This is a genomic window from Rhizobium sp. 'Codium 1', from assembly GCF_020889605.1.
GTDB classification, from domain to species: domain Bacteria; phylum Pseudomonadota; class Alphaproteobacteria; order Rhizobiales; family Rhizobiaceae; genus Allorhizobium; species Allorhizobium algae.
The window spans coordinates 224,950-251,626 of sequence record NZ_JAJGPW010000006.1 but is presented as its reverse complement, the minus strand read 5'-3'; the positions used below and the strand labels follow the sequence as shown (position 1 = coordinate 251,626).

26 protein-coding genes and 2 pseudogenes are annotated in these 26,677 nt (G+C 60.1%); 10 read left to right on the top strand and 18 right to left on the bottom strand.

Annotated elements, in window-relative coordinates; genetic code table 11:
* The first annotated feature begins 134 nt into the window (after positions 1-134).
* A complete protein-coding gene (locus LJE98_RS16030) occupies positions 135-833 on the top strand; it encodes a FadR/GntR family transcriptional regulator (RefSeq protein WP_229576223.1) in 699 nt (232 codons plus the stop codon).
* Between the two features lie 22 nt (positions 834-855).
* On the opposite strand, the gene LJE98_RS16025 is transcribed toward LJE98_RS16030, so the two are convergent.
* The 12 genes from LJE98_RS16025 to LJE98_RS15970 form a co-directional block, all read right to left on the bottom strand.
* Entirely contained in the window at positions 856-1,638 is a 783-nt protein-coding gene (locus LJE98_RS16025) for an SDR family oxidoreductase (RefSeq protein ID WP_229576222.1), read from the bottom strand.
* Complete coding sequence (locus LJE98_RS16020) at positions 1,638-2,567, bottom strand: dihydrodipicolinate synthase family protein (RefSeq protein WP_229576221.1); 930 nt, start codon at positions 2,565-2,567, stop codon at positions 1,638-1,640. Before LJE98_RS16020 ends, LJE98_RS16025 begins: the two co-directional genes overlap by 1 nt.
* Entirely contained in the window at positions 2,564-4,024 is a 1,461-nt protein-coding gene (locus LJE98_RS16015; protein ID WP_229576220.1) for an amidohydrolase family protein, read from the bottom strand. Before LJE98_RS16015 ends, LJE98_RS16020 begins: the two co-directional genes overlap by 4 nt.
* Complete coding sequence (locus LJE98_RS16010) at positions 4,021-5,490, bottom strand: ABC transporter substrate-binding protein (protein ID WP_229576219.1); 1,470 nt, start codon at positions 5,488-5,490, stop codon at positions 4,021-4,023. The genes LJE98_RS16015 and LJE98_RS16010 overlap by 4 nt, the downstream gene beginning before the upstream one ends.
* Entirely contained in the window at positions 5,487-6,515 is a 1,029-nt protein-coding gene (locus tag LJE98_RS16005; protein ID WP_229576218.1) for an ABC transporter ATP-binding protein, read from the bottom strand. Before LJE98_RS16005 ends, LJE98_RS16010 begins: the two co-directional genes overlap by 4 nt.
* Entirely contained in the window at positions 6,512-7,492 is a 981-nt protein-coding gene (locus LJE98_RS16000) for an ABC transporter ATP-binding protein (RefSeq protein WP_229576217.1), read from the bottom strand. Before LJE98_RS16000 ends, LJE98_RS16005 begins: the two co-directional genes overlap by 4 nt.
* Positions 7,493-7,509: 17 nt before the next feature.
* The gene (locus LJE98_RS15995) at positions 7,510-8,382 is read right to left on the bottom strand and encodes an ABC transporter permease (RefSeq protein ID WP_229576216.1); all 873 of its coding nucleotides are present in this window, start codon (positions 8,380-8,382) and stop codon (positions 7,510-7,512) included.
* Between the two features lie 7 nt (positions 8,383-8,389).
* Entirely contained in the window at positions 8,390-9,355 is a 966-nt protein-coding gene (locus LJE98_RS15990; protein WP_229576215.1) for an ABC transporter permease, read from the bottom strand.
* A gap of 83 nt (positions 9,356-9,438) precedes the next feature.
* Positions 9,439-11,007: an ABC transporter substrate-binding protein gene (locus LJE98_RS15985; RefSeq protein WP_229576214.1), complete on the bottom strand. Its 1,569-nt coding sequence runs from the start codon at positions 11,005-11,007 to the stop codon at positions 9,439-9,441.
* 46 nt (positions 11,008-11,053) lie between these two features.
* The gene (locus tag LJE98_RS15980; RefSeq protein WP_229576213.1) at positions 11,054-11,449 is read right to left on the bottom strand and encodes a VOC family protein; all 396 of its coding nucleotides are present in this window, start codon (positions 11,447-11,449) and stop codon (positions 11,054-11,056) included.
* Positions 11,446-12,825 carry a dihydroorotase gene (locus LJE98_RS15975; RefSeq protein WP_229576212.1) on the bottom strand — a complete coding sequence of 460 codons (1,380 nt, stop codon included), beginning with the start codon at positions 12,823-12,825 and terminating at the stop codon, positions 11,446-11,448. Before LJE98_RS15975 ends, LJE98_RS15980 begins: the two co-directional genes overlap by 4 nt.
* A complete protein-coding gene (locus tag LJE98_RS15970; RefSeq protein ID WP_229576211.1) occupies positions 12,822-13,481 on the bottom strand; it encodes an aspartate/glutamate racemase family protein in 660 nt (219 codons plus the stop codon). The genes LJE98_RS15975 and LJE98_RS15970 overlap by 4 nt, the downstream gene beginning before the upstream one ends.
* Positions 13,482-13,729: 248 nt before the next feature.
* Between LJE98_RS15970 and LJE98_RS15965 the strand changes: the two genes are divergently transcribed.
* Positions 13,730-14,380 carry a GntR family transcriptional regulator gene (locus tag LJE98_RS15965; protein WP_229576210.1) on the top strand — a complete coding sequence of 217 codons (651 nt, stop codon included), beginning with the start codon at positions 13,730-13,732 and terminating at the stop codon, positions 14,378-14,380.
* 46 nt (positions 14,381-14,426) lie between these two features.
* Here LJE98_RS15965 and LJE98_RS15960 read toward each other — a convergent pair.
* Together LJE98_RS15960 and LJE98_RS15955 are read right to left on the bottom strand one after the other, a co-directional pair.
* Positions 14,427-14,619: pseudogene (locus tag LJE98_RS15960) on the bottom strand (transposase); the annotation flags it as partial.
* Between the two features lie 105 nt (positions 14,620-14,724).
* The gene (locus tag LJE98_RS15955) at positions 14,725-15,675 is read right to left on the bottom strand and encodes a LysR family transcriptional regulator (RefSeq protein WP_267499084.1); all 951 of its coding nucleotides are present in this window, start codon (positions 15,673-15,675) and stop codon (positions 14,725-14,727) included.
* A 162-nt stretch (positions 15,676-15,837) separates the two neighbouring features.
* Here LJE98_RS15955 and LJE98_RS15950 point away from each other — a divergent pair, with 162 nt between their 5' ends.
* From LJE98_RS15950 to LJE98_RS15930, 5 genes are all read left to right on the top strand, one after another.
* A complete protein-coding gene (locus LJE98_RS15950) occupies positions 15,838-16,794 on the top strand; it encodes an ABC transporter permease (protein ID WP_229576208.1) in 957 nt (318 codons plus the stop codon).
* Positions 16,791-17,585: an ABC transporter permease gene (locus tag LJE98_RS15945; RefSeq protein ID WP_229576207.1), complete on the top strand. Its 795-nt coding sequence runs from the start codon at positions 16,791-16,793 to the stop codon at positions 17,583-17,585. The genes LJE98_RS15950 and LJE98_RS15945 overlap by 4 nt, the downstream gene beginning before the upstream one ends.
* A gap of 43 nt (positions 17,586-17,628) precedes the next feature.
* Positions 17,629-18,699, top strand: coding sequence for an extracellular solute-binding protein (locus LJE98_RS15940; protein ID WP_229576206.1), 1,071 nt, complete (start codon positions 17,629-17,631; stop codon positions 18,697-18,699).
* A gap of 64 nt (positions 18,700-18,763) precedes the next feature.
* On the top strand, positions 18,764-19,879 hold the full coding sequence (locus LJE98_RS15935) for an ABC transporter ATP-binding protein (protein WP_229576205.1): 1,116 nt from the start codon (positions 18,764-18,766) through the stop codon (positions 19,877-19,879).
* Positions 19,880-19,885: 6 nt separating this feature from the next.
* Positions 19,886-20,563, top strand: coding sequence for an aspartate/glutamate racemase family protein (locus tag LJE98_RS15930; RefSeq protein WP_229576204.1), 678 nt, complete (start codon positions 19,886-19,888; stop codon positions 20,561-20,563).
* Positions 20,564-20,596: 33 nt separating this feature from the next.
* Here the strand turns inward: LJE98_RS15930 and LJE98_RS15925 are convergent, their stop codons facing one another.
* The 4 genes and pseudogenes from LJE98_RS15925 to LJE98_RS15910 all read right to left on the bottom strand — a co-directional run bounded on the left by LJE98_RS15925 (position 20,597) and on the right by LJE98_RS15910 (position 23,211).
* On the bottom strand, positions 20,597-21,235 hold the full coding sequence (locus tag LJE98_RS15925) for a class I SAM-dependent methyltransferase (RefSeq protein WP_229576203.1): 639 nt from the start codon (positions 21,233-21,235) through the stop codon (positions 20,597-20,599).
* Between the two features lie 11 nt (positions 21,236-21,246).
* Positions 21,247-22,041 (bottom strand): sulfite exporter TauE/SafE family protein, encoded by a 795-nt coding sequence (locus tag LJE98_RS15920; protein WP_229576202.1) that lies wholly within the window; start codon positions 22,039-22,041, stop codon positions 21,247-21,249.
* Positions 22,038-22,907 (bottom strand): annotated as a pseudogene (locus LJE98_RS15915) (MBL fold metallo-hydrolase); the annotation flags it as partial. The pseudogene LJE98_RS15915 and the gene LJE98_RS15920, both read right to left, overlap by 4 nt.
* A gap of 142 nt (positions 22,908-23,049) precedes the next feature.
* Entirely contained in the window at positions 23,050-23,211 is a 162-nt protein-coding gene (locus tag LJE98_RS15910; protein WP_229576201.1) for a hypothetical protein, read from the bottom strand.
* Positions 23,212-23,416: 205 nt separating this feature from the next.
* Here LJE98_RS15910 and LJE98_RS15905 point away from each other — a divergent pair, with 205 nt between their 5' ends.
* Genes LJE98_RS15905 through LJE98_RS15895 form a run of 3 tightly spaced genes read left to right on the top strand, consistent with a single transcriptional unit; the run spans position 23,417 to position 26,511 of the window.
* Positions 23,417-24,631: an HlyD family efflux transporter periplasmic adaptor subunit gene (locus LJE98_RS15905; RefSeq protein ID WP_229576200.1), complete on the top strand. Its 1,215-nt coding sequence runs from the start codon at positions 23,417-23,419 to the stop codon at positions 24,629-24,631.
* Positions 24,628-25,800: an FtsX-like permease family protein gene (locus tag LJE98_RS15900; protein WP_229576199.1), complete on the top strand. Its 1,173-nt coding sequence runs from the start codon at positions 24,628-24,630 to the stop codon at positions 25,798-25,800. Before LJE98_RS15905 ends, LJE98_RS15900 begins: the two co-directional genes overlap by 4 nt.
* Before the next feature lie 9 nt (positions 25,801-25,809).
* On the top strand, positions 25,810-26,511 hold the full coding sequence (locus tag LJE98_RS15895; protein WP_229576198.1) for an ATP-binding cassette domain-containing protein: 702 nt from the start codon (positions 25,810-25,812) through the stop codon (positions 26,509-26,511).
* Positions 26,512-26,677 lie beyond the last annotated feature (166 nt).

Here is a 26,677-nt window from a genome sequence, read left to right as displayed (position 1 = left end):
AACATGACTCAATCTACATTGGTCTAACTGGTCAGACCAGTCAGGCCAAACAAGCATGCTGCTTTCTGCTTGGCAAGGGGCGGCCAGAAAAAATACACTTGCGCTTCGAAACAGGCCGCCGGGGAAGAGACCGCATGTTCAACAAGACGCTCGTGCCACAATCCGTGGCACGCGAGATCCAGGGCATGATCCAGTCCGGCCAGTTGAAGCCGGGTGAGAAAATCCCGTCGCAACGCGAGTTCTCACAGAAATTCGGCATTAGTCGCGCGTCCTTGCGCGAAGCCTTGCTGACCCTGGAAACGCTGGGCCTTCTGAAGACGGAAGCGGGCAGGGGGACGTTCGTTGCCAGTCCGGCAGCTGCCACGGCCGGCACGAGCGGTCATATGGCGCCTTGGCGTTATTCCGACAGCTATTCGGTCTTCGATGTTTTCCAGACCCGTATCCTGCTCGAAGGCGAAATTGCGCGGTTAGCCGCAGGCCGTCTTGCCCAGTTGCAGCTCGACAAAATGGAGCAGGCGACCAGAACGATGGAGGACTGCTGGGCCAGCCAGGATCTGCTGGCCAATGTCGAGGCCGATCTCGAATTTCACGGTACCATCGTTTCCGCCTGTTCGAATGCCATGCTCAAGGCGCTTTATCAAACGGTGCGGGATCAGGTGACGGAGACCCAGCGCCAGCCGATCCCGATCACCGATCCCGAGAGGATGCGGGAATCGATCAGTGAGCACCGAAAGATCATTTCGGCGCTCCGGTCGAATGATGGCCAGCGGGCTAAGCTTGAGATGGAAACCCATATCCGCAATACCGCCCGTTGTGCGGGACTGGAGCCGTAAGGTGTGTCAGCCAGGCTAGCTTTCAGACGGATCGGATTGCGCCGCCATCCACTCTGATCTTGCTTCCCGTCACATACGAGGCGGGCTCGGAGGCCAGGAAGACGGCAACTGCGGCAAATTCCTCAGGCCGACCATAACGCCCGGTCGGAATGCCGGCAGCGGATGCGGCCGCGATCTCCTCGACACTCTTGGCTGAACGGCTGGCTGCGGCTGCATCGAGTTCGTCCACCCTTTGTGTGTGAATGCGCCCCGGAAGAAGCACGTTCACCGTGACGCCTTCTGAGGCTACTTCCGCAGCAAGTGTTTTCGACCAGCCTATCAGGGCCGAGCGGATACCGTTCGAAAGCGCCAGCCGTGCGATCGGCTGTTCCACTCCTGAGGAGGCGATCGATATGATCCGACCCCAGCGCTTTTCCCGCATCCCGGGCAGAAGACTGGTGGTCAGATGGAAGATGTTGGCAGCCATCGTCTCGAAATTGCCGATCCAGTCCGTTCGTTTCGCATCGATGGCTGCAGCCGGCGGCGGGCCACCAGAATTGTTGACGAGAATGTCGACACCCCCTGCCGCAACCAGAGAGGCAATTGTCCCGTCCACGCTGTCGATGTCGGAAAGGTCGAGCTGCAGCGGAATGACGGTACCGGACGTCGGTGCGAGCTCGGAAGCCCAGGCAGAGATGGCCGAGATGTTGCGGGCGGCGGCATAGACCGTCACCCCTTCTTCGGCGAGCCCACGGGCAATCGCGGCGCCCAGTCCGCGGCTTGCACCCATCACAAGAGCGGTTTTGTTTTTCAAGCCCAGTTCCATCAGCCGAGCTCCTTCAATCTTCTGTCCTGGCGCGCGATGAGGCGCTCGACCTCATTGATATCGGCGGGAGAAAGCGATCCCCCCGGTTTGCGCAGTGTCGGCGTGGCGATCGCGCCGCGTTTGGCCATGATGTATTTCCGGATGGAGAGGCCGAGGCCCGGTTGCTGTTCGTAGCGGGCAAGTGGGAGATAGGCGTCGAAGATGTCCTGGGCGCGCTCGGCATCGCCGCGCTCATGGTGGAGGACGACGTCGCGCATCATCTCCGGATAGGCAAAGCCGGTCATGGCGCCGTCCGCCCCGCGCGCCATCTCTTCCGGCAGGAAGACGCCGCCATTGCCGCACAGGATTGATATGCGCCTCTTGCCGGGGGGCTCCGACGCGGTCCTGAGTGCGGTAATCTTGGAAAGACCAGGCCAGTCCTCGTGTTTAAGGCAGACGCAGGTCGGGATCTGATCGATGATCGTCTGGATGACGGAGACGGGGATGGTGACGCTTGTGACGAGAGGGAAATCCTGCAGCACGAAAGGCGTGTCGCCAATGAACTCCGCCGCCTGCTTGTAGTAGGTGACGATCTGCTGATCGTTGCGCAGGGAGGATGGCGGAGCAATCATGACGCCTGCAGCGCCGTCATCCATCACCATCGTGGTCAAGGCCTGCATCTGGGCAAAGCCCGCAGCAGAGACACCCGCAACAACAGGCACGCGGCCATCGACCCTGCGAAGGATCCGTCGGACATAGGTTTGCGATTCCTCGATGGTGAGCTTTTGCGCTTCCCCCATCATTCCAAGCACGGTCAGTCCAGTCGCACCGCGCTCAAGGTAGAAATCGACCATGCGGTCAGTGCTATCCAGATCGAGTTCACCCGTCTCCGTAAAAGGGGTGAGGGCGATAACATAGACGCCTTTTGCCTTTTCATTCAGCCTCATCATTGGCTGTCTCCTTGATGTTTTGGGTATCTTGCATGGCCAAAAAAGCCATGCGGCTGGCCGATCATTTTTTCGAGGCCCATGCGCTCGATCAGCAGGCAGGCTTGCCTGTCGGCTTCCGCGACGACCTCATCAAGGTCGGTCAGCAGGGGGCGGCCACCTTCGAGCAGGACCTGCCCGTCGATCACAACGGTGTCGACGTCATTGCCGTTGGCGAAGTAGGCAAGGCGGAAGATCGGCATTTGGTAGGGCGCGAGGTGCGGGCGCATCATGTCGACCACCACGATGTCGGCCTTCTTGCCGACTTCGAGGGACCCAAGGTCCCGGTCGAGCCCCAAGGCGGTCGCGGCATCGATCGTCACCATTTCAAGGGCCTTGCCTGGAGGCAGGACGGAGGGATCGCGAAAATGCGTGCGGTGATAATGCATGCACTGCTGCATGTGCCGGAACATGTCCGCCGATCTGTCCGGCGCAGTTGCATCGGAGCCAATCGCCACCACAGCACCCGCCTCGATCAGTTCGATCGCCGGGCATCGGCCGAGAATGGAGGCGATGGCGCTGGGATTGTGGGCGATGCGGGTGCCTGTATCGGCGATGATGCGGATCTCTTCTGGCGTGATGTCGATGGCATGAGACAGAAGCGCGTCCGGACCGAGGATGCCGAGCGTCTCTGCGCGGGAAACGGAGCCCTTCCAGTGACCATCCTGGGTGAACACCACGCCCGCCTCGCGCGAGAGCGCCCGCACGGTCTTCGTCTGAGCGACCGCAGCCTCATAGTCTGCGGCAGACATGTCGCGCTGATGTTCGTCGCGCAGCACAGGGGTGAGCAAGGCGATGTTGAGGCGTCCGCGCCCATGCCACATGTCCAGGAGCTTGCGGCTGACAATCAACTGCTCCTCGTATGTCACGGGCCCTTCTGACGCCTTGCCGTCGTGCCAGGACGCATAGGTTCGCGGATGCGGAGGGCGGGTTGGTCCGACGGCGACGACCGAGCGCGTGCCAATTTCAGCGACGCCCTCGCAATGCGCGCTTCCATAGGCGACGTCATCCGTTCGCATGATTGTGTCGCCGCCACCGAGAAGCGAAACGCCGGTGGTGACGCCGAAGCGCAGCCGTTCAAGGGCTGCAAGCCGCGCCTCCGCGAACCAGAATTCCGGTGTCGAACCGACGGTATAGGCAGCGTTGCAGATCTCTTCCCAGTGATTGCCTTGCTCCATGCCCATAGTCTTGATCAAGCCGTGGCCTGCATGGGCATGGACGTCGATCATTCCGGGCATCACCACCTTGCCGCTGGCGTCGATCTGCCGCTCGGCCTGGTATTCTCTGGCGATCTCGACCGCGTGCCCTACCGCCACGATGCGACCTTCGTGAACGGCGAGTGCACCCTTGTCGAGGACGCGGCGACTGCCGTCCATGGTGAGGACGGTGCCGCCAATGATGATCAGGTCAACGTGCCTCATGGTGCTCTCTTCCCGGTCTGGAAATCAGGAAGCCGCGTCACGTCGAGCACGCAATCCTGGCGCATGCGCCAGTCCGGCCAGGACCCGCTAAGGCCTGTCACCCTCAGCGGATTGTAGAGATAGAGCCATGGAGGATCCACTTGCAGCGCGTGGAAGGCCTTTTTGAAGATCTCCGCACGTTCAATTGGATCAACAGTTGCCCGTGCCCTATCGAGCAAGTCTTCGACCTCGGCATTGTGGAAGCCCAGCCACCAGGAGCCATTGGCTCTTTGATCGATCTTTTCAGCAAGGATGCGGAAGGTGCTCAAGGGGCTTGAATCGAAGACGCACATGTCGCGCACCTGTTTCAGGCGCACGCCATGGGCATAGGCCTCGCGGTTCGTGTGGAGGTGTATGTTCAGCGTCACGCCAATTGCGGAAAGCTGCTCGGCAAGAGCGGCCGTCAGTGCCTCGGCTTCATCGGGAAGGCGTGTCGGGCAATCGACCTCAATGGTCAGGCCGTCGCTGAAGCCGGCCTCGGCAAGCAGCCTCTGTGCCTGATCGCGATCAGGGCGCAGATCCTCCGATGGCATGCTGCCGAAATGTGCGGGGCTGACGAAGCCGGTCAGGGGCTTTGCTGCACCTCTCACCACACGATCGATCAGGGCCTGGCGGTCGATCGCCAGATTGAGAGCGCGGCGAACGCGGCTGTCGGTCAGCGGTCCCTTGAAGGCGTTGAAAAGATAGATGATGGCGACAGGGACGAGAGATGTGACCCGCGTATGCCGGCCCGTACCTTCGAGCGCCTTGGATGCTTCGAAATCAAGGCTGTTTGCCACCTGCGCCTGGCCGGAGATTAGCATGTCCAGCCGCACTTCCCGGTTTTGTTCCAGGCGGAAGGTGAGTTCGGCATTGGGTGGTGGCTCCCCATGCCAGCCATCGAAACGCTGGAGGTGCAGGGCATGGCCGGGTTCGTAGGATCCCAGGCGATAAGGACCCGTGCCGACCGGTTGTGATGTGTCTCCTGCCTCGTAGCGTGCCAGTGCGGAGGGAGCGATCACATAGCCGTAAACCAGGATGTCGAGGAGATCGGCGATCGGTTTCGACAAGCGGATGGCGACCGTGTGAGGATCGATTGCCTCGATTTCTGCGTCTCCGAGATACTGATGCCAGACACCCGGCGCCCCCAGCGTGTAGCCTTTGTCAGGACGGGCCATGCGTGTCAGGGATTGGCAGACGGCCGCCGCATCGCATGGGCTGCCATCGTGAAAGCTCAAGTCTTCCCTTAGCCTGAATGTCCAGTGTCGCGCATCCGGTGTGACATCCCAGGAGCTTGCCAGCGCTGGCACGTAGCCACCATCCTTGCCATAGCGCACAAGTCCGTCGAACAGGGCGTCGAATACAGCCAGCATGTCATTCGCATCGGTACAGTCATGCGGATCTTCGACGGCGAGGCGCGGTTGAACAATGACGGCGGACGAACTCACGGGCTTTTCCTTTCGGCATCATTCCGATCATGGAGATGGCATGCGACGGCGCTGCCATCCGGCTGGGGCGTCAACACCGGACGGTCGACCGCGCATCGATCAAAGGCCATGGGGCAGCGAGTCCTGAAGCAGCAGCCGGAGGGCAGGCGCAGTGCGCTTGGCACTTCGCCGACGATCTCGATCTTCGGCTTAGCCAGCGACTTGTCGATGGTCGGCGCGGCCGAAAGCAGAACCTGCGTGTAGGGATGTTTCGGCTGGCTGAACAACTGGTCGCGGCTGTCCGTCTCCACCATGAAGCCGAGATACATGACGCCGATCCGGTCGGCGATGTGGTGAACCACCGAGAGGTCGTGCGAGACGAAGAGATAGGAGAGGCCGAACTCGTCGCGCAGGTCCATCATCAGGTTGAGGATCTGCGCCTGGATCGAGACGTCGAGCGCCGATACCGGCTCGTCGGCAATGATGATCTTTGGCCGGACCGACAATGCGCGGGCGATGCCGATCCGCTGCCGCTGACCTCCCGAAAACTGATGCGGGTAGCGTCCCGCCTGTTCGGCATTGAGGCCAACCTTCGCCAGAAGTGCGATCGCCTCATCATGGAGTTCGCGTCGACTGATCTTGCCCCCGGCCTGAGCGCGTCTCGGCTCCATCACGATGTCTCTGACCCGCTGCCGAGGATCGAGTGAGGCATATGGATCCTGGAAGATCATCTGCAGCTTACGGCGGATCGGACGCATTTCTCGAAACTGCATGCGGGAGATGTCTTCGCCATCAATCCGGATTTCGCCTGCGGTCGGCTCGTAGATCCGGGCGATGGTTTTGGCCACGGTCGACTTTCCGCAGCCGGATTCGCCCACCAGGGCCATGACTTCGCCGGGGGCAATCGACAAGTCTACTCCGTTCACGGCGCGCAATTGCTTCTGGGGGGCAAGCAGCTTTCCTTTTCCGAATTGCAGCCGATCAAAAATGCCTCCAACTGGAAAGGCTTTCACCAGGCCACGGACCTCGAGTACGGGGGGCGTCATGGAAAAGTCTCCTCCAGCGGGAAGTGGCATGCGGCGTCCAGCGATCCGCGAACCGGAGACAGGACCGGTGTATGTTCAGCGCAGATGGTCTGGGCCCGGAAACACCGATCCCTGAAGCTGCACCCTTGGCCGAGGGTGCGGATGTCCGGCACGGTGCCTGGAATCTGGTTCAGACGTGCCCGGCGATCGGTGATCTTCGGAATGCTGTCCAAGAGCCCGCGCGTATAGGGATGGGCAGGGGACTGGATGATCTCCGTCGTCAGGCCCCGTTCCACTACCTTTCCGCAATAGAGCACGACCACCCGGTCCGCCATCTCGGAGACAACTGCGAGATCGTGGGTCACAAGGATCATGGCGGCCCCGCGATCAAGGATCTGGCGGCGCATGAGCTTCAAGATCTGGGCCTGGACGGTGACGTCGAGGGCCGTGGTCGGTTCGTCCGCGATGATCAGGCGGGAACCGGCCAGGAGGGCGATGGCAATCACGACGCGCTGGCGCATGCCACCAGAGAACTGGTGCGGATAGGCGTCGAGCCGGCTGGCGGCCTCCGAGATGCCGACGTCCTCGAGCATCTCGATGCAGCGTGCACGCCGCGCTTTCTGATCGAGGTCGGTATGCAGGCGCAGCATTTCGTCCATCTGGCGTCCGACCGTGTAGACCGGATTGAGAGACGTCATGGGGTCCTGGAACACCATGGCGATTTCGCCGCCGCGCACTGCGCGCATCTGGTCTTCGCTCTTGCGGGTCAGATCCTCGCCGGCAAAGAGAATACGGCCGGCCTCAATTCGTCCGGGTGGATCGATCAGGCCGAGAATGGAAAAGCCGATTACCGATTTCCCGCCACCGGACTCGCCGACGAGGCCGACGACCTCTCCCGGGCGAACGTCGAAGCTCACGCCATCGACGGCTTTCACCACGCCACCGAAGGTATGGAAATGTGTCTTGAGATCCCGGACTTCAAGAAGTGCTTCGCCCATGGTCGCTGTCTCCTTCCTCATCTCAGCCGCGGATTGAGTTCGTCCCGCAGGAAGTCGCCGAACAGGTTGATGCCGAAGACGAGGAACATGATGAACAGACCGGGGAAGGCAGAGGTCCACCAGATGCCCGAGAACAGGACATCGAAGCCCTCCTTGACGAGCAGGCCGAGCGAAGGCTCGGTGATGGGGACGCCGACACCAAGGAAACTGAGCGAGGCCTCGATCAGGATGAAGGTGCCGACCTGGATCGTGGCAACCACGATGAGCGGCGTCATCACGTTTGGCAGCACGTGGCGCAGGATGATCTCGCCGTTTCCAAGCCCCGCCACCTTTGCCGCCTGAATGTATTCCTTCTGGATTTCGCTCAAGGTCGATCCGCGAACGGTGCGGGCGTAAACCACCCAGCCGACGGCGGTGAGGGCGATGAGAACCATGCCGATGCCGGTTCCGAAGGCCGACATCAGGAAAAGCGCAATCAGCATCGAGGGAAACGACAGCTGGATGTCTGCGATGCGCATGATGATGCTATCGACGATCCCCCCGTAGTAACCGGAAATCAGCCCGAGTGCGGTCCCGATCCCACAGGAGAAGATCATGGCGGCGAGGCCGATGAAGGCGGAAATTCGCGCACCGTAGACAATGGATGCAAGGACGTCGCGGCCCTGACCATCTGTCCCGAGCAAGTATCTGACATCCCCGCCCTCGAGCCATACCGGCGGCTTGAAGCTGTCCATCAGTTCCAACTGCGAAACGTCATAGGGGTCCTGGGCGACGAGAAGTGGCCCGAAGGTCGCAAGCAGGGCGAAGAAGACGAGCAGTACGCTTCCGAAGACCGCCGGCAGGTTTCGGCGGTAGTGAAAGAAGAATTCCGAAGAGAAGAACCCGGTCATGCCATCCTCACTTCACGGTAATGCGCGGGTCGATCAGCGTGTAAACGATGTCGACAATGAAATTGATGGCAACGAAGATGAACGCGGTCAGCATCAGGTAGACGACGATGACCGGGCGATCCCCGCGGTAGATGGAATCGATCAGCAGCTTGCCGGTCCCAGGCCATGCGAAGATGGTTTCGGTGATCGTTGCAAAAGCGATGAGGTCCCCGAGCTGCAGGCCGAAGATCGTGACGACCGGAATGAGAGCGTTCTTCAGGCCATGCCTGAACAGGATGTTCTGGCGGGACGCGCCCTTTGCACGGGCAAACCGCATATAGTCCTGACGCATCACCTCCATCATGCCCGCACGGGTCATGCGCAGCATGATGGCAAGGGTGGCCAGCGCCAGTGTCACGGATGGCAGGATGATGTGGGACCAGCCGTCCGCCGTGAAGATGGATATGCGCAGGCCCAAGAATTCCACCGTATCGCCGCGTCCGGAGGAGGGCAGAAGCTGATAGCGGACAGATAAGAAGAAAATCAGCATCATGCCCACCCAGAAGCCTGGGAGGGAAATGCCGAGCAGCGAGCCCGCCATGATGCCGCGAGAAACCGGCTTGTTTGGATTGGCCCCGGCATAGACGCCGAGTGGGACGGCAATCACGGTCGCCAGCATGATTGCTACCAGCACCATTTCGATCGTTGCCGGCAGACGCTCCAGGATGAGGTCCATGGCCGGCTGTCGGAACACATAGGAACGCCCGAAATCGCCCTGCAACATGTTGCCAAGGAAGATGAAATACTGGCTCACCAGGGATCGATCGAGCCCCAGGAGACGGCGGGCCTGTTCGATCTCGGCGGTGGTGGAATCAATCGGGATCACCATGAAGACGGGATCGCCGGTAAAGCTCATCATCAGGAAGACGATGACCGATACGCAAAAGAGTACCAGCACCATCTGCAGGAGCCGCTTGATCGTGTAACCCAGCAAGGCAGTGTCCCGTCATGAAGAAGTGAGAAATTCGGGACTGTCCCCTTTCAAGGTCGACAGCCCCGCGCTCGTTCGGGTTGGGGCTATTCCTTGATGTCGATCTCGTAGGCCCAGAGGAACTTGTCCGCACGCGGTGTCATCTCGACATTGGTCTTTGCCGCATAAAGATCCTGCTCGTAGTGGATCGGGATCATCGGGATGTCTTCCATCAGGATCTTGGTGACTTCCTGCAGGTAACCGTCGCGCTCTTCGAGCTTGGAGGTTGCATCAGCCTTGTCGATCAGTTCGTCCACTTTCGGATTGGAATAAGATCCGCGGTTGACCTGACCATAGCCTTCCTTCTTGTCGCGCGAGTAGAACATCACGCTGTACATCGAACCGCCGTCACCAGACGGAACGTCCCAGCCGCTCATGATCATGCTCGACTGCTCGCTGGGTACCCGGATGTAGCCAAAGAAGTTGGACTTCGGCATCAGGTTGAGCTTGAGATCGATCTTGATCTTGCCGAGCATCGAAGCAAGTGCCTGCGCGATCTGCTGGTCATTGACATAGCGATTGTTGGTGGTGTCGAGGGTCACCGTGAAGCCATCGGCATAGCCGGCCTCGGCCATGAGCGCTGCCGCCTTCTCAAGATCCATGGGATACATGTCGCGGAAGCTTGCACCGTCGACATAGCCCGTATGGGAAGCAGGGACATATTGCTCCGACGGCGTCGACAGGCCATTCATGATGATCTTGCTGATCGCATTGACGTCGATCGCGCGAACCATGGCTTCACGGACGCGACGATCCATCATCGGGTTCTTGTCGAGCGCGATGGTAGGGCTCTTCTCACGATGGTCGATCGACACCACGACGTTTAGCAGGCTTGGCTTCGACATGACCTTGTAGCGGTCATCTGCCTTGACGCGGTCGACGTCGCGGACGTTGAGATCCTGGATGACGTCGACTTCGCCGGTCAGCAGGGCTGCCGTACGGGTGGCGCCATTGGTGATCGGGCGGAACGTGACCTCGTCGATCTCAGGCGCGCCGGCGAAATAGTCAGCATTGGCGGCGAGCGTGATATGATCTTCCTTGATCCATTCGACCAGCTTGTACGGGCCCGTGCCAACAGGCTTCAAATCCACCTGCTCGTCGCCCACTTCCTTCGCATACTTCTCGCTGAGGATCAGGACGGCTGCCAGATCGTTCGGCAGGACTGCGTAGGGCTTGGGAGTCTTGATCTCGACAGTGTAATCATCGACCGCTGTGAAGGAGGCGATGTTGGCGCCGAGATTGGCCATCAGCGACTTCTTCAGCCGGTCCAGGGTGAAGACAACATCGGAGGCTTTGAAGTCCTCGCCATTGTGGAACTTGACGCCCTGGCGCAGCTTGAACACCCAGGTCGTGTCATCCTTGAGCTCCCAGCTTTCTGCAAGGCCGGGTCCGAAGGACAGGTCGGCATTGCGGCGGACCAGAGGATCGTAGATGTGGTAGAAGAGGATGTTGCTGGACAACTCCTCGCCTGCCTGCGGGTCGAGATTGACGGCGTCCGACGTCAAGCCGACGGTCAGTTCCTTGGCCTGGACCAGGCCGCCCAAGGCCGTCGAGCTCAGGAGGACGAAAGCGGCAAGTGCCGCGATGCGTCCGGATTTCATGCGAAGATTCAGCATTTTTAGTTCCCCTTTTTGGTATGCCGACACGTTTGCATGCGCGTTTTCACCGAAGTACGGATTGCACCTCGATCTGGTAGCCTTCCGGGTCTTCCAGCACGAAGGCTCGAATTCCGAGAGAGACGCTGTCCTTTGGTTCGGTCAGCCCGGTCGCGTTTTGGCTCGAGAGATAGCGATGCCAGGCATCGACATCCGGCACGCGGATGCAAAGTTGCACGGGCTTGATAGGATTGGCGCGATGCATTCCTCGGGTCTCGTCCACGAGGCCGACATAGGCATGCTCGGCAATCTTCAGGATCTTCGACCACCCCTGATCGATCTCGAGCGGAAATCCCATGACTTCTGTGTAGAAGCCGAATGCACGGGGAAGATCGACGTAATAGAGGAAGGTGATAGCCTTCTCGACGATACCGTCATCGGGCCGGGCGGGGGGCTGTGTCATGTTGTGAGATCCTGCGGAAACCATTTGCTTTCGCCGCGGCGCAGATAGCGTCCGCTGCCGGGCGTGTTGAGGACTGCACGGCCGTCATAGGCGAGCCTGCCGGCGTGATAGGTTGCGGCCACCCGGGCGGCGAAGCGCCGTCCGTCGTAAGGGCTCCAGTTGAGGCCATCCTGGGCGCGACTGGCGTCCCATACATCTTCCCCCTCGGCGAGGATCGTGATGTCAGCATCGGCACCGGGGACGAGGGCACCCTTGCGCGGATAAAGGCCGAAGAAGCGCGCAGGGCGTTCGGCGAGATATTCAGCGCAGTAATGCGCTGCATCAACGCCGCGCTCCTTTGCGACGGTGAAGAAGGCAGGCAACAGCGTCTCCATTCCGGGCACGCCAGCACCGGCATCGAAGATGCTATCGGTGAACTTGTTGTCGATCGGCCAACTGGAATGATCTGAGCTGACGAAGGCGATCCGGCCTTCGATCAGTTCCCGCCAGAGCCGATCGATCTGACCGGGCCGAATGGGTGGGTTTACCTTCATCCGCGCGCCGAGCTCTTCACCGTCGCGTTCGGGATCGAACCAGAGATAGTGGACGCAGAGCTCGCCGGTCGCCCTGACACCCTCTTGCGCATAATTGTCGACCAGCTTGAAGCCGCGTGGCGTGCTGATGTGCACGATATGTGCGTGCCCACCGGCATTGGCAGCGAGTTCGAGGAAATGCACGGTTGATGCCAGTTCTGCGACTTCGGGCCGGCTCGGCGAGTGAGCGGTAATGCCGTTTCGCCCCTCAGCTCTTGCGCGCGAAACCCGTGAGCGTACGATTTCCTGGTCTTCGTTATGCAATCCAAGCGGCAGGTCGGTTGCCGAAAGCGCTTCCAGCAGGTCGAGGGCGAGTGCCGCATCGATCCTCGGAAAACGGGTCGGACTGCTTTCGAAAGCGGAGATCTTGAAGGCGACGACGCCACCAGCGGCAAGCGCTCGCATCTCGTCGAGGGATTGCCCTGGCATGACAGTCCCGTAGAGCGCGACATCGCAATGGGCGAAGCGTTCGACGGCTTCGACCTTGGCGTCCAGGTGCTCCCGGGCGCTCAGCGGGGTCGGGTTGTCATAGGGCATGTCGACGATCGTCGTGACCCCGCCGGCAATGGCGGATCGGGTCGTCGGCTCGATCCCCGGGAGGCCGAGATAGCTACCCGCATGCGTTTGTCCATCGATGATGCCCGGCAATACGAAAGCGTCTCCAGCATCGCGAACGGTGGCTGCGGCCGGCGCATCCCCTTCTCCGACTGCGTGGATGAGCGAGCCTGAGATAGCGACCCAGCCATTGGAAATAGTCATCTGGGGCGTGACGATCCGCCCGCGAATGACGAGATCAATGCTCACGACACTCTCCCACGGTAGCCTAGTTCAGCCTGCATGCAGGCAAGGGCGACGCCAGCCTGAACCGGGTCGATGACGGGCAAACCCAGCGCCGTCTGCAAAGCCTCCCGGTAGGTTCCGAGGCCGGCGCAGCCGAGGATGACTGCCTCGGCGCCGTCCTCATCACGAAGCACGGAGGAAATGCGTGTGACGGGCATGACCGCGTCCTGTGCGATGAGTTCAGCAACGGTCATGTCGATCGATCGATCGCCTGCGAGCCTGCGATCGAGTTGCAGCGCCTCAAGGTAGCGCCGGTGACGACCAATCGAGGACGGGCCCATCGACACGATGCCGAAGCGCTGTCCAAGGCCGAGCGCCGTCAGATAGGCCGCTTCGGCAATGCCGACGACCGGGACATTCGTGGCAGCTCGCACGGCCGCAATGCCGGGATCTGAGAAGCATGCGATCACGATGGCGTCTGCTCTCGCCGTCTGCACGGCCTCAATCAGCAACGGTACGACTTCGGCCACATGGGCATCCGTCTCGATGCCAGTCGGTGCGCCTTCGAGCTCAGTGCAGTGGATCTCGTGGCCATTGCCTTCGAACGGTTTCAGGCACGCCTCCATCGAGCGTGTGACGGCTTTCGAGCTGTTCGGATTGATCACCAGGATCTGCGCCACGGTTCCTCCAAATACGGCTCTCCCGTGCCGTCAAACTGTGATATCTCTCGTGGTATACTACGAAATATCTCATGTCAAAGGCTGGCTGCCTTGCGAAGTCAGAAAAAGTGGAGGAAGACAGAAAGGGGCGTGAAGCCATATGATCCACGAGCGGGTCCGACAGAACCCATCGAGCTTGGAGAGAAGCCGTCTTGCAGAGCCTTAGCGTCGAAAGTGATAACTCGCCGGCCCGGCAGAAGAAAATTTCCTTGACGGAGACCGCATATGTTTCTCTGCGTGCGCGGGTTCTCTCCGGCTCCTTAAGGCCCGGGGCCGAATTTTCGGAGCTCGAACTGGCAGAGCAGCTTGCCATGAGCAAGACGCCGGTGCGGGAAGCGCTTGGTCGATTGGTGGCGGAAGGCCTGATCGAAGCCTTTCCTAGACGAGGTTACCGGGTCACGCCCGTGACGGTAAAGGACATCAACGATCTCTTTGCTATCCGCGCGATGACCGAGGGCACGGCCGCCGCTATGGCCGCTCTCAATCTATCCGCTGCAGACCTTGATCGGCTCGAAGCTCTGGCGGAGGCTCGCTACGATCCGCAGCAGGGCGAGAGCGTACAGTCTTTCGTCAAGGCTAACCGCGATTTCCACCTTGCGATCGCCGAGGGAGCGAACAATAGCAGGCTGTTGGCGCTGGTCGCTGCGCATCTTGATGAGTGCACGCGTCTCTTCTATCTCGGCGCCGTCAGCCGAGACGTCAATCCGGAAACCAGCGCCGATCATCGGCGTATTGTCGATGTGCTACGTCTGCGGGATCCCGATCTCGCGAGAGCCGCTATGGTGGAGCATAGCGAGCACACCCAGAAGGGTATTCTGAGGGCGCTAATTTCGAGCGACACTACTGTTTTGACGCTGTGATATTGGTGGGCGGGGCCGTCCTGCTTCCTTAAGGTTGCCTGTTGTCGACACGCTTGCGCTTCCTGGCAGGCCTCAGAGCTTTGTCAGCACATCCTGCAGCAGGGCCTTGGCCGGCGACAGGTCGGCAGCATCTTCGTGAGCTCGGCGTTTTCCTCCTCAAGCTGGCGAAGATGCCTCATCTCTGACGGCTTCATGCCCGCATACGTCTTGCGCCAATTGCAGACCGTCACATCGGAAATTTCCGTCTTGTTCACACTTGCCGGACCTGCGCTTCCGAAAGCTTCGAGCCCTTCATCGAACTCTTCACTTCTTCCCCGCAAGGATCACAAGCGGAATGCCCCGGTTCAAGATGTCTCAGTGTGACGCGGGCGCGTCAGGCGTACTCGTTCAAGGCACAATTCGATTTCGTCTTTCAGCATATCCGCCACAATTCGGCCGATACGAGACAGTGGCTTTCGCGCGTCGATCGCCAAGCCGACCGTCTGGGGTTCCGCCCCCTTGTCACGAACGGGCAGAAAAATGAGCGAACCCTCGGTGATTTCCGGCGCAGCATCCAGCTCCGAGGTGAAGGCAATGTAGCGACCGCTGCACGCCAGCTGTTTGACCAGTTGCAAGGAATTGGTCACCACGGCCTTCTGCGGGTCTGTGAACAGCCAGCCATAACGAGCATCGAGATAGCGGCGGATGAACAATGCCTTGCTCTGGAGGGCAATCGGATAATGAACCGCTTCCTGCAGGCTCGTCGTTTTTCCATTCGCAAGTTCATGCCCCGGGGCGACGACACAGCCCAATGGAAGGTCGGCACTCCAAAGCACGTGAACGTCACGCCGCGGGGAAAGATTGAACGCGGCGATGATGTCGACATCACCGGCCACCAGTGCCGACAGTGCATTGTCGGGGCTGGCAATCTCGACCTCGAGAGAAATTCGCGGGTGCTCTATCGCGAGCTTCTCGATGAAGAGCGGCAGGAAGCCGTTGGCATGACTGTCCATTGCCGCCAGCCGCACATGCCCTTGGTGGATGCCCTGCAACTGCCGGATATCCGAAGCCGCCTTGCGCTCATCGCTCTTCCAGCGTCGGGCCAAGGCGATCAGCGCATCGCCGGCGGCAGTCAGTCGCATGCCGCGTGGCATGCGTTCAAACAGCTCCACACCCAAATCCGCCTCCAGCAACAGGATCTGCCGATCGATGGCGGATGCCGCAACGTTCAGTTCCTTGGCCGCCTTCTGGATTGATCCGGAGCGGGCCACCTGATCCGCATAACGCAAGGACGCTGGCACCAGGGATCCGCGCATAGCCTCACTCTCGCAATCATTCTAATTATTCGAATGGATGATTGCCTATTCTGCGATAGACGGCAACGGGAATTTTGCCGATTGTCGGAGCATCGAACAAAGCGCACTGGACCTTCAGGAACAGTCCGACGAGGTGCCTGGATGCGGAGCGTGGACAGAACGATGATGTTTGACACCACTGCGGAGGTCGGCGAGACGACCGACCGGCACGATGCCGGTACGCTCTCCAGGCTCACTGAATGGCTCTGGTCGGCGTTTTCATCGACCCGCCACACCGGCATCTTTCTGGTTCTGCCAGCGCTTCTGTTTCTCGCTGTGTGGTTTCTCTGGCCGGTGCTCGTGATGATCTTCTCCAGCTTTTCGGCCCACAGCATCAACGGCACCATGGTGCAGGGGTTTACCTTTGAGAACTATACCCGGCTATTTTCCTCGGATCTGTATTTCCGCATCCTGCTGCGCACCATCCGCATCGCATTGCTGACGAGTGTTTGCGCCGCGATCTTCGCCTACCCTCTCGCCATTGCCATCGCCCGCGGCGGGCCATCACTTGCGAGGCTGGTCACTCTCACCATCCTTGCCCCGCTTCTGGTCAATGTGGTTGTCCGCTCATACGGTTGGCAGGCCATCCTCAACAAGACCGGTGCGCTGGCCTGGTTGTTGAAACTGGTCGGCATCAGCAATCCGCCGGTTCTCCTCTACACCGAATGGGCAGTGCTGATTGCGTGCGTGCATGTCTATCTGCCTTTCATGGTCATGCCGCTGGCCTCGGCGATCGCGCGGATCGACCGGACAGTCGAGGAAGCCGCCCGCGTTGCCGGCGCCACGCGGCTGCGTGTTTTCCTGCGGGTGATCCTGCCGCTCAGCCTTCCGGGGCTTGCCGTCGGTGCTTCGCTGGTGTTCTCGCTGAGTTCGGCCGCCTATGTGACACCGCAGGTTCTCGGCGGCAATTTCTCGCCACTGCTCGGCACGCTGATCGAACAGCAGATCCTGACACTCAACGACTGGCCCTTCGGTGCTGCGATATCAACGCTGCTGATTGCCATGGTGCTTGGCGCCAATCTCGTCTTCCTCAAAATCGTCAACCGGCGCTTCGCCCGCTGGACGGAGGCCACACGATGACGGAGACCGTCAGCCCACTCCTGAAGATTGTTGTCGGCATCATCCTGCTGATTGTCGTTGCCCCCCTGATCGTGCCGTTGCTGATGTCGGTTTCCGACACAGCCTACATCGTCTTTCCGCCGCAGGGTTTCACCCTCAAATGGTATGCGGCGGTGCTGACCAATCCGGAAGCACAGGGCAGCTTCCTGTTCTCCCTGGAACTGGCCGCGATCGTCACGATCGTATCGCTGATCCTCGGAATCCCCTGCGCAGTCGGCCTCACCCGTTTCAAGGTGCCGGGGCAAGATATGGTGCTCGGCGTCATCCTGTCGCCGCTCATCGTGCCGCTGATCGTTACCGGTGTCGCACTTCTCCAGTTGTTCTCGATGATGGCTTCGCGTGCCACCATGCTGCAGCTGGTCATCGGCCACACGGTGATCTGCCTGCCCTATGTCATCCGGTCGGTGTCGGCGAGCTTTGTGCTGGTCAACCGCAACCTCGAGGATGCAGCCTCGGTGCTGGGCGCAGCGCCGCATCTCGTTGCCACCAAAGTGATCTGGCCGCAGGTTCGGCCCGGTATTCTGGCCGGCGGCATCTTCTGCTTCATCGTCTCCTTCGACGATTACCCAATCTCGATGTGGCTTGCCGACGGCAACCATTTCCCGATTCCGCTTTACCTCTACACCATCATCGAACGCTCTTTCGATCCGTCGATCGCTGCCATCGCCTCGCTGATGATCATCTTCGCGCTTCTTCTCGTGCTCGTCATCGAGAAGGTTTTCGGGATCAGCCTTGCCCGTTTGGCCAGTTGATCGCTCTCAAGAAAATTCGCTCAACCATAAAAGGGGAAATGATATGACGAATATTTCAAGACGCACATTCGGCAAGTTGGCACTGGGCGCTACCGCCTTGGCAGCCCCCATGGGCTTCGTACGCAATAGCTGGGCCGTGGATAAGGAAATCCAGATCGGCATCTGGGGCGGCTCGCAGGGGGAGTTCGTCAAGAAAGAGATCATTCCGGTCTTCGAGAAGGATTTCGGCTGCCGGGTGATCGCCGAAGAAGGCTTCACCCTTGCAAATGTCGGCAAGATGCGTGCGACCAAGGACAATCCGAAGTTTTCGGTCATGTTCATCGATGACGTTGCCATTCCCATCTGCAAGTCGGAAGGCCTGATCGAGCAGCTTCCGGCGGGCGACATGCCGGCGATGGCCAACCTCTATCCAAAATTCGGGTTCGACGGCTGGGCAACCGCGCTTGCGATCTCCGTCGGCAGCATGTTCCACAACACGTCGGTCACGCCCCCGGACAGCTATGCTGATCTCTGGAAGCCAGAATATGCCGGAAAGCTCAAGCTGGTTAGCCCCAAGAATACCCCATCGGTCTTCTTCTTGATCGTCGCCGCAGCCGTGAAATCGGGCAAGCCTTTCGCCGAAGCCCAGTACCTGATCGACGACAGCTTCGACAAGGTCGCCGAACTCAAGCCGAATATCATGAACCTGTTCGACAACGGTCCGCAGGCCGCCAACGAAGTGGCACAGGGCCAGGCCGACATCGGTCTTCTTGAGCTGTCGAAATACGTCTATCCGTATACTGCCAAGGGCGCTCCGGTGACCATGAGCTTCCCGAAGGAAGGCAGCTTTGCCGGCAACAATTGCCAGGTTCTGGTCAAGGGTGGTCCCAACAGGGATGTCGCGGTCGCCTTCATGAACCGCATGCTGGAGCAGAAAACCCAAAAGGAATTCAGCGAGTTCGCCCTGACCGCTCCGCCGGTCAGCGGCATCGAATTCTCGCCCGAAACCCTGAAATATCTCGCCTATCCGCTCGCCGAAATGGACAAGCGCGGCCTGTTCACGCCCGACTGGGAATTCATCAATGCCAAGCGCTCAGCCTGGACCGAAAAGATGAACGGCATCTTCGCTGTCTGATCACAAAGAGTGCGGTTGGCCTTGCGGGCCGGCCGCCAACAATCCAAGTCGATGGAGAAAGCCGATGGACAATCCTGCGATAACCGCGAAAATCGGCGGTGGCAGCGTCAAGCTCAGCGGTATCAGCCGTAGCTATGGTGGAAACCAGGTCGTCAGCGACGTCACACTGGAAGCCCGCAGCGGCGAGATCCTTGCGCTTCTTGGCCCTTCCGGCTGCGGCAAAACCACGACATTGCGGATGGTCGCCGGCCTCGTCCAGCCAACATCCGGCGATATCTCCATCGACGGCAAGCCGATCACGGATCTTCCAGTCCATCGGCGCAATATCGGCATGCTGTTCCAGAACTATGCGCTTTTCCCGCACATGACCGTGCTTGAAAACGTTGCCTTTGGACTGTCGATGCGAGGAATTTCCAGGGCGGAGACGGAGCAGAGAGCCAGGCAGGCTTTGGCCCTCACCCACCTGACCGGCTTCGAGGGCCGGATGCCGGCGGCCCTTTCCGGTGGTCAGCAGCAGCGGGTCGCGCTTGCCCGCGCGATCGTCTACCGCCCCAAGGTCCTGCTTCTGGACGAACCTTTCGGTGCGCTCGACAAGAAGCTGCGCGAGGCCATGCAGATCGAGTTGCGCCAACTCTGCAACGAGCTCGGGCTGACCACAATCCTCGTCACCCACGACCAGGAGGAGGCGCTGGTCCTTGCAGACCAGATCGCCGTCATGCGGGGCGGCCGTATTGAGCAGGTCGCCTCTGCCCGCGAAATCTACGAGCGTCCGACATCGCATTTCGTCGCAGACTTCATCGGCACATCAAATTTCATGCCCGCAACCATTATCGGCAAGCAGGAAGACAAGACCCTATTGAGAAGCGCTACAGGACAGATGTTCGAAAGCCTTCTGCCGAGCGCGCTGGGTGTCGGTCAACAGGCTATCATGGCGGTGCGGCCGGAAAGTATCCGGCTTTCGCCTGTCGAGACATCCGGTGAGACAGTCAATACCGTCAGAGGCCAGGTCATTCGAACTGTCTTCAAGGGACAGGCGCTTTCCATCTGGCTGCAGATACAAGGCACGGAGTTCATCTGCTCGCTGCCGATCGACAGCCTCGGCGCCAACACGCCTCAGCTGGGCGATGTCTGGACCGCCAGTTGGTCCTCTGAGCGGACATTGATCGTCCGGGAGCAGTGATCACCAATGACAATGTCGCATTCCCTGCCTGCTCCAGCTATCGGCGTCATACTGCCCTCATCAAACCGCGTCGTCGAGCGGATCACGCAGACGATTATTGCCGACTACCCGGGTCTCGATGCCTGCTTTTCCCGCGTACCCTACGATGGCCATCCACCGGATGGCTATGCTCTCGCCCATTTTCGGCAGGCCGCTGACCTGCTCGCCCAGGCCAGGCCCCAGATCATCCTCTGGAATGCAACACGTGGCGCCCTGTTGGGCTTTGAGCCCGATCGACAGTTGTGTCACATGCTCGAGGAGCAGACTGGAATCCCCGCCACGACCACAGCCTTGGCGACCTCCAGCTTTCTCAACCGGCATCACCTCAAGAAAATAGGATTGCTTGCTCAGGGCGATGAGCTGGAAGGCAAGCGGCTCGTGCAGACCTTCGGGGGCGAAGGTATCGAGATCGTCGCGGGCCGCAATCTTGGCATCACAGACAACTTTGAAGCATCGATGGTCTCAAGCGAGACGCTGGAGCGTCTTGTGAAGGAACTGGCCAGAGCCCCGCTTGATGCCGTGCTGATCTGGAGCACGAACCTTGCAGGCAGTCGCCTTGCAACTGACCTTTCCAAAACCCTCGGGATTCCGGTTCTGGATTCAACGACCCTCGGAACCCAGGATGCCATTTCACAGGTGCTCTGATTCCCGAAAACTGGAAGGAAAGTGGGTCTTCGGTCACAAAGTCAGATCTTGCGGCTCAGGCTTGCGCGCGACGATATAGGGGTTTTGCGGATGCTTGCCAAAGACCCGCTCGTCTGTGATCTCGAAACCAGCATCTGTCATCGACTGCCGAAGGTCGGAGATGCTGTGCGGCTTGACCGCAGGAAATAGGCCTACCGACTGCAGCGCACGAAACAGAAGACGAAACCTGAACCTCAGATCGGCGAAACACCAGGTTTTGGAGATGAGCAGGCCGCCAGGTTTCAGGTTGGCGAAAATCTGCGCCAAGGCGGCTGGCTGGTTTTCCACCAGGTGCAGAACGTTGAAGGCACAGATGACGTCGAATGGACCACCGTCATAGGCATTCTCGGCGTCCGCCACCTTGAAGGTCAGGTTGTCTCCCGCTGGCTTGCTCCGAGCGATCCTGATCATCTCGGCGGAGAAATCTGTCGCCGTCCAGTGTGACACGTGGGGCGCCAGCCGGATGGCGGTGCCGCCTGTGCCGCAACCGAGTTCCAAGACGTGGTCTGCGGGTTTGAGGTGCGATGAGACGTCGCCGATCATGGCGTCATAGGCCGCTACGTCTTTGAGCGGGCGTGCGGCATAGCGTTCAGCAATACGGTTCCAGAACTTCTGCTGCTTTGACAGCGACATTTCCAAACCTTTCACCAGAGGGGCAAGATCGCAGCGCTGCTTTTGTACAGCACATAGAAAGCAACGCCGATGATCAGCACGGCGAAGATGCGGTTGAGAAGGTTTCTGCGGGTTGAAAGACGGGTGGCCAGCAGCATGCCGCCGAAGCCACCGATCACGCCACCACTGATAAACTCGGCCGCGATCGCCCAGTCGATCAGGTCCGAGGCCGCGTAATTGATCGCGGTGGCGAGGCCAAACGTCCCGACGGCGAGAAGCGACGATCCGACCGCGTTGATCATCGGCATGCCGGTCGCGAGCATCAGGCCTGGCACGATGAGGAACCCTCCGCCAATTCCGAAGAAGCCTGATGCTGCTCCTGCTGCGATGGCCACAGCCGCCGTTTTCCAGCATGTCAGGCCATCCGTCTTGACGACATTTGAGACAATTGCGGTCCGGGGCCGGAGCATCAGGCCTGCAACGACCAGCATCAACAGGCCAAACAGGAAAAGCAGCTTCTGCCCGTCGAAAGCTTTCCCGAGTGTTGAGCCCGCGAGTGCTCCGACCGTCCCGGTGGCGGCAAAGACGAAAGCGCAACGCCACCAGACATGCCCCTTGCGGGCATGGCCGATAAAATTGGCATAGGCATTGACCGATACGGCCAGAGCGCCGGTGCCGATTGCGATATGCGGTTGCGAGATGCCGACCACATAGAGCAACAGGGGCGTTGCCAGGATGGAGCCGCCGCCGCCGATCAGTCCAAGCGTAAAGCCCACGAGGCCGCCCGAGCCGATCGCCGTCAGGGCCTGGGTGACGATGTCGTTCATTCCCAGGCTGCCCCTACAAGCGCGTCCAGCGGGATCTTCAAATAGCGCTTGCCGTTTGCTTCCGGTTCCGGCAGGCGTCCTCCGCGAATGTTGACCTGCAGCGCATGCAGGATCAACTTCGGCATCGGCAGTGTTTTGTCGCGTGCTTCGCGAAGCGCAACGAAAGCTGCCTCGTCCTTGCCGGCAATATGGGGGTTGCTGCGCTTCTGTTCGGCGACGGTGCTTTCCCAGAGGGGTTCACGCCCGTCCGGCTGATAATCATGGCCCGTGAACAGGCGCGTCTCGTCGGGCATCGACAGGATTTCCCCAATCGAGGCCCAGAGCCGCTTTGCACTGCCACCGGGAAAATCGGCGCGGGCCGTGCCGCTATCCGGCATGAACAAGGTATCGTGCACAAAGGCGGCGTCGCCGATCACGTAGGTGATCGAAGCCAGCGTGTGGCCGGGTGAGAAGAGGACGCGGGCCTTGATGTCGCCCACCGAGAAGGTCTCGCCGGCCTCGAACAGCCTGTCCCACTGCGAGCCATCGGTTGGCAGGTCTGGCCAGTTATAAATCTCCTTCCAGAGCTCCTGTACCTCGACCACACGCGCGCCGATGGCGGTCTGCGCTCCGGTCTTCTCTTTCAGATAGCGAGCGGCGGAAAAATGGTCTGCATGGGGGTGGGTGTCGAGGATCCATTCGACGCTGAGCCGCTTTTCCTTGATATAATCCAGGATCGCATCGGCATTTCGGGTCGCGGTTGCGCCCGACTTTTCATCGTAGTCCAGCACCGGATCGATGATCGCACATTTCCCTGTCGCTGGATCGCTGACGACATATTGGATGCTGAATGTGCGTTGGTCGAAAAAGCCTTTCACATCTGGTCTGGCAGTCATCTTGAGTTCCTTCGTCAATATCGGTGATTTTCAGTTTTGGCGCCGGCTTCAAGGATCGGCCTTCGCACCCAGAAGAGGCACGAAGGTTGATCTGCTGCCGTCACCGTTTTGGTGCCGGATTGCCAAGGCATGCTCAGGCAAGGTCCTTGACGGTGAAGTACCAGTCCGTGGTCTCCAGGCCTTCGGTTAGCCGATTCTCCACTTCAGCCATCGTCTTCGGCGAGCCGACAATGACTTTCTCGCCGGGTTGCCAGGCCTCCGGCGTCGCGACGCCATTCGTCAGGCTCGTCTGCAAGGCTCTGACGAGGCGAAGAACTTCGGGACATCCGCTTGGAGTCTGGTCAGGCTCACGAATGCACTGTAACAAACAATAACATATATGTTCTGTGATATGTAATCTGTTGCAGCTTGGTTGCCGCCGAGGCATCCTTGCCAGTTGGTAGGACCGGGACGAAGGGTCAACCTCGCATTCAAAGATCGACAGGAACGAGTGAACTGCAATGTCAGCGACTGATGAGAAAAGCCTCCCGATCAATCTGAAACTGTCGGAGCCAAAAACACCTCGGCAGCGCAACTGGTTTCGCAAGCGGTACCTGCTCGTGCTGCTGGTCCCCGTTTTCATGTTCTCAGGTGCGGTGCTGGGAATGTATTTCCAACCGACAGGGTTGCAGAAGTTTTACGCGCTGACAGGGCTTCAACCCGGCGGTGGCTCGGATGCGCCGATTGCGCTGCCGCCTGACATCGAGTTGCCGCCCAAGATGGCAGAAACCTTGTTGCCCTCGGATGTGGTGGGATTGGCGCGAGTCATGCCCCGCGGCGACGTTTCGGTTGTCGCGGCACCTTATGGGGCCGGCGATGCGCGCATTGCGGAGATTCTCGTTTCCGTGGGCGACCGGGCGGAGAAAGGCGCCTTGCTGGCGAGGCTCGACAATCACACGGCGCTTGCCGGTGCCGTGCTCACCGCAGAGGCAAACCTCGCCGTGCGCGAAGCAAACCTCATCCAGACGCGGGCGGCGGTCGAGGCAAGCCGCAACGAAGCACAAACCGCACTCGATCAAGCCGTATCTACGGCGGCAGAAGCTGCATCGGCCCTGGCACGAACGGAGGCGCTTGCTTCGAACGCCGTCAGCACACAGGCGGCCCTCGATGCGGCCCGGGCTGCGGCGGAAGACGCGAGACTTTCCGTTGTCCGCGCAGAGGCAACGCTGACGCGCTATGCTTCAGTCACGCTGGACGAACAGCCCGATGTGATCGTCGCGCGACGCAATGTCGATGCAGCCCAATCTGAATTGGCCCGTGCTCGTCTCGATCTTGCACGCGCCGAGGTGGTGGCGCCCATCACCGGAACGATCCTCGACATTCATGTTACGCCCGGACAGCGACCTCCCACCGACGGAATCATGGATATGGGAGATACGGATCAGATGATGGCCGAGGTCGAGGTCTGGCAGGATCGCATCAGTGCCGTCATGGTTGGCCAGCCGGTGGAACTGGTAACCCCGGCCTTTGGCGCCACGCTGCAAGGCCGGGTGGACCGGATCGGGCTGACGGTGGGGCGGCAGGGCCTGATTTCAGACGATGCGGCGGAAAACAAGGACGCGCGCGTCATCCAGGTCCTGGTGGTGCTGGACAAAGCCTCCTCGGATGTTGCTGCACGCTTCACCAATCTCGAGGTCATCGCCCGCATTGACACCACGGTACGGGCCGTTCCATGAGCTACCTGCTGCAACGCCTGTTCGGGCGGCTGCCCATCGGCTGGTTGCAACTGACCCACAGCCGCACTCGCTTCGCCGCGGCACTCGCCGGGGTGGCCTTTGCCAATGTTCTGGTCTTCGTCCAGCTTGGGATCATGAATTCGATGGGGGCCGCAACATTGCGACCCTATGACTTCTTCCAGGCGGATATCATGATCTCGGCCAGCGATGCGAGCACCTTGACCGACGGGGGCAATGTGGCTCGGCAGTGGTTGCTGCAGGCGATGGGGGATCCGGATGTATCCGATGGCATGGGTCTGTTCATCGCCAATGTTCCCTGGGATCGCGGCGAGAAGGATATCAGTCTGACGACCTTCGGTGTGGATCCGGTCAAGACCGGGTTTCTGTCCAGGGATATAGCCGGCGATCTCAATCTCCTGCGGGTGCAAAACGCGGCATTGCTCGATCGGCTCGCCCGTGGTCTGGCCAAGGAGGAAGCTGCTTCAATCCGTCCACAAACGCCGCTCTCCTTTGAGACGCAAGGCCGCACAGTCACCGCCTATGCCACATTCGCCGGCGGAGGCGGTTTCGGTGGTGATGGCTATATGCTGGTTTCGGATCAGACATTCCTGTCGCTATTCCCGACGCGCAGTTCCTCCGCACCCGACCATGTTCTTTTGCGCCTGCGCCCCGGCGCTGAGACAGAGACCGTGATCGCGCGCCTGAAAACACTGATTTCCGACCCGTCCCTTCGCATCCGCAGCTATCAAGAGGCAGCGCAGGAGGATCTGCGCTATCAGCAGACAAAACGGCCCACGGGTATCATCTTCGGGTTCGGCGTGTTGATCGGCGTTCTCGTTGGCATCGTTATCGTCTATCAGGTGCTGTCCACCGATGTGGCCGACCACCTGCGCGAATACGCAACCTTCAAGGCCATGGGCTACGGCCCCCGCTTCTTCCTCGGTATCGTCTTCGAAGAAGCGCTGGTGCTCGGGATCATGGGTTTCATTCCAGGACTTGTTGTCGGGACGACCATCCTGACGTTCATGGGGAAGATCACGACCCTGCCCTTGGGAATGACACCTTCGATGGCAGTGACCGTTTTTCTCGGCACCATCATCTTTTCCGCCCTGTCCGGCGCCATTGCGACCCGTCGGCTTGGCGCCGCCGACCCTGCCGATCTCTTCTAGGAGGCTGCAATGGACAGCGAGACAATTGTCGATGTGCGCGGATTGAATCATTGGTTTGGCAGTGGCGACGTCCGCAAACAGGCGCTGTTTGACGTGAACCTGATGCTGAAACGCGGCAGCTTCACCGTGCTGATGGGGCCTTCCGGGTCTGGCAAGACGACTGTCCTCACGCTTGTCGGCTGTCTTCGAGCCGTACAGGATGGATCTGTACGGCTTCTGGGAAGCGAGTTGAACGGCGCATCGCAGGCGCAGCTTGTCAGTCTGCGCCGCCGCCTAGGCTTCATATTCCAGGCCCATAATCTGCATGAAAGCCTGACTGCGGTGCAGAACGTCATGATGGGGGTGCAGGTGCATGGTCAAGTGGCCGATCGGGTGGCGCAGAGCGCGGCTGAGCATGCGCTTGGGCTGGTCGGCTTGACCGACCGTACCACCTATCTGCCCGCGAACCTGTCAGGCGGCCAGAAGCAGCGCGTCGCCGTTGCCCGCGCCCTTGTCTCCAGCCCGGCGCTGGTGCTGGCAGACGAGCCCACTGCCGCGCTGGACAAAGACAGTGCGGCAGAGGTCGTCGATCTTCTCAAACGCATGGGTAAGGCCCGGGGTACGACAACATTGCTGGTTACCCACGACAATCGCATCCTCGATCGCGCTGACCGCATCCTCACGCTGGAGGACGGTCGTATCGTGAAGACAGAGGATCGAGCACAAGATTAGGACTCCGACACTCAGGCAACCCGCAACCAATGAACCTTGCAGCCCGGGCCATGAAGCTTCCTCGTCCGCGAGGACAGGCTGGAACCGGATCGGTTACCCCAGCTTCTCAACCTTGTCCTTGAACTCACGGGCCCAGAGCCTGCGGGCGAACTCGTTCTGACCTTCA

Coding starts and splice junctions, on each gene's coding strand:
- LJE98_RS15955 (WP_267499084.1), bottom strand. CDS start 15,675: ATGCGCGGATCCCTGGTGCCAGCGTCCTTGCGTTATGCGGATCAGGTG.
- LJE98_RS15920 (WP_229576202.1), bottom strand. CDS start 22,041: ATGAACGACATCGTCACCCAGGCCCTGACGGCGATCGGCTCGGGCGGC.
- LJE98_RS15925 (WP_229576203.1), bottom strand. CDS start 21,235: ATGTCGCTGTCAAAGCAGCAGAAGTTCTGGAACCGTATTGCTGAACGC.
- LJE98_RS16030 (WP_229576223.1), top strand. CDS start 135: ATGTTCAACAAGACGCTCGTGCCACAATCCGTGGCACGCGAGATCCAG.
- LJE98_RS15940 (WP_229576206.1), top strand. CDS start 17,629: ATGACGAATATTTCAAGACGCACATTCGGCAAGTTGGCACTGGGCGCT.
- LJE98_RS16015 (WP_229576220.1), bottom strand. CDS start 4,024: ATGAGGCACGTTGACCTGATCATCATTGGCGGCACCGTCCTCACCATG.
- LJE98_RS16025 (WP_229576222.1), bottom strand. CDS start 1,638: ATGGAACTGGGCTTGAAAAACAAAACCGCTCTTGTGATGGGTGCAAGC.
- LJE98_RS15980 (WP_229576213.1), bottom strand. CDS start 11,449: ATGACACAGCCCCCCGCCCGGCCCGATGACGGTATCGTCGAGAAGGCT.
- LJE98_RS15905 (WP_229576200.1), top strand. CDS start 23,417: ATGTCAGCGACTGATGAGAAAAGCCTCCCGATCAATCTGAAACTGTCG.
- LJE98_RS15900 (WP_229576199.1), top strand. CDS start 24,628: ATGAGCTACCTGCTGCAACGCCTGTTCGGGCGGCTGCCCATCGGCTGG.
- LJE98_RS15930 (WP_229576204.1), top strand. CDS start 19,886: ATGACAATGTCGCATTCCCTGCCTGCTCCAGCTATCGGCGTCATACTG.
- LJE98_RS15895 (WP_229576198.1), top strand. CDS start 25,810: ATGGACAGCGAGACAATTGTCGATGTGCGCGGATTGAATCATTGGTTT.
- LJE98_RS15985 (WP_229576214.1), bottom strand. CDS start 11,007: ATGCTGAATCTTCGCATGAAATCCGGACGCATCGCGGCACTTGCCGCT.
- LJE98_RS16000 (WP_229576217.1), bottom strand. CDS start 7,492: ATGGGCGAAGCACTTCTTGAAGTCCGGGATCTCAAGACACATTTCCAT.
- LJE98_RS15945 (WP_229576207.1), top strand. CDS start 16,791: ATGACGGAGACCGTCAGCCCACTCCTGAAGATTGTTGTCGGCATCATC.
- LJE98_RS16020 (WP_229576221.1), bottom strand. CDS start 2,567: ATGATGAGGCTGAATGAAAAGGCAAAAGGCGTCTATGTTATCGCCCTC.
- LJE98_RS15995 (WP_229576216.1), bottom strand. CDS start 8,382: ATGACCGGGTTCTTCTCTTCGGAATTCTTCTTTCACTACCGCCGAAAC.
- LJE98_RS16005 (WP_229576218.1), bottom strand. CDS start 6,515: ATGACGCCCCCCGTACTCGAGGTCCGTGGCCTGGTGAAAGCCTTTCCA.
- LJE98_RS15950 (WP_229576208.1), top strand. CDS start 15,838: ATGATGTTTGACACCACTGCGGAGGTCGGCGAGACGACCGACCGGCAC.
- LJE98_RS15935 (WP_229576205.1), top strand. CDS start 18,764: ATGGACAATCCTGCGATAACCGCGAAAATCGGCGGTGGCAGCGTCAAG.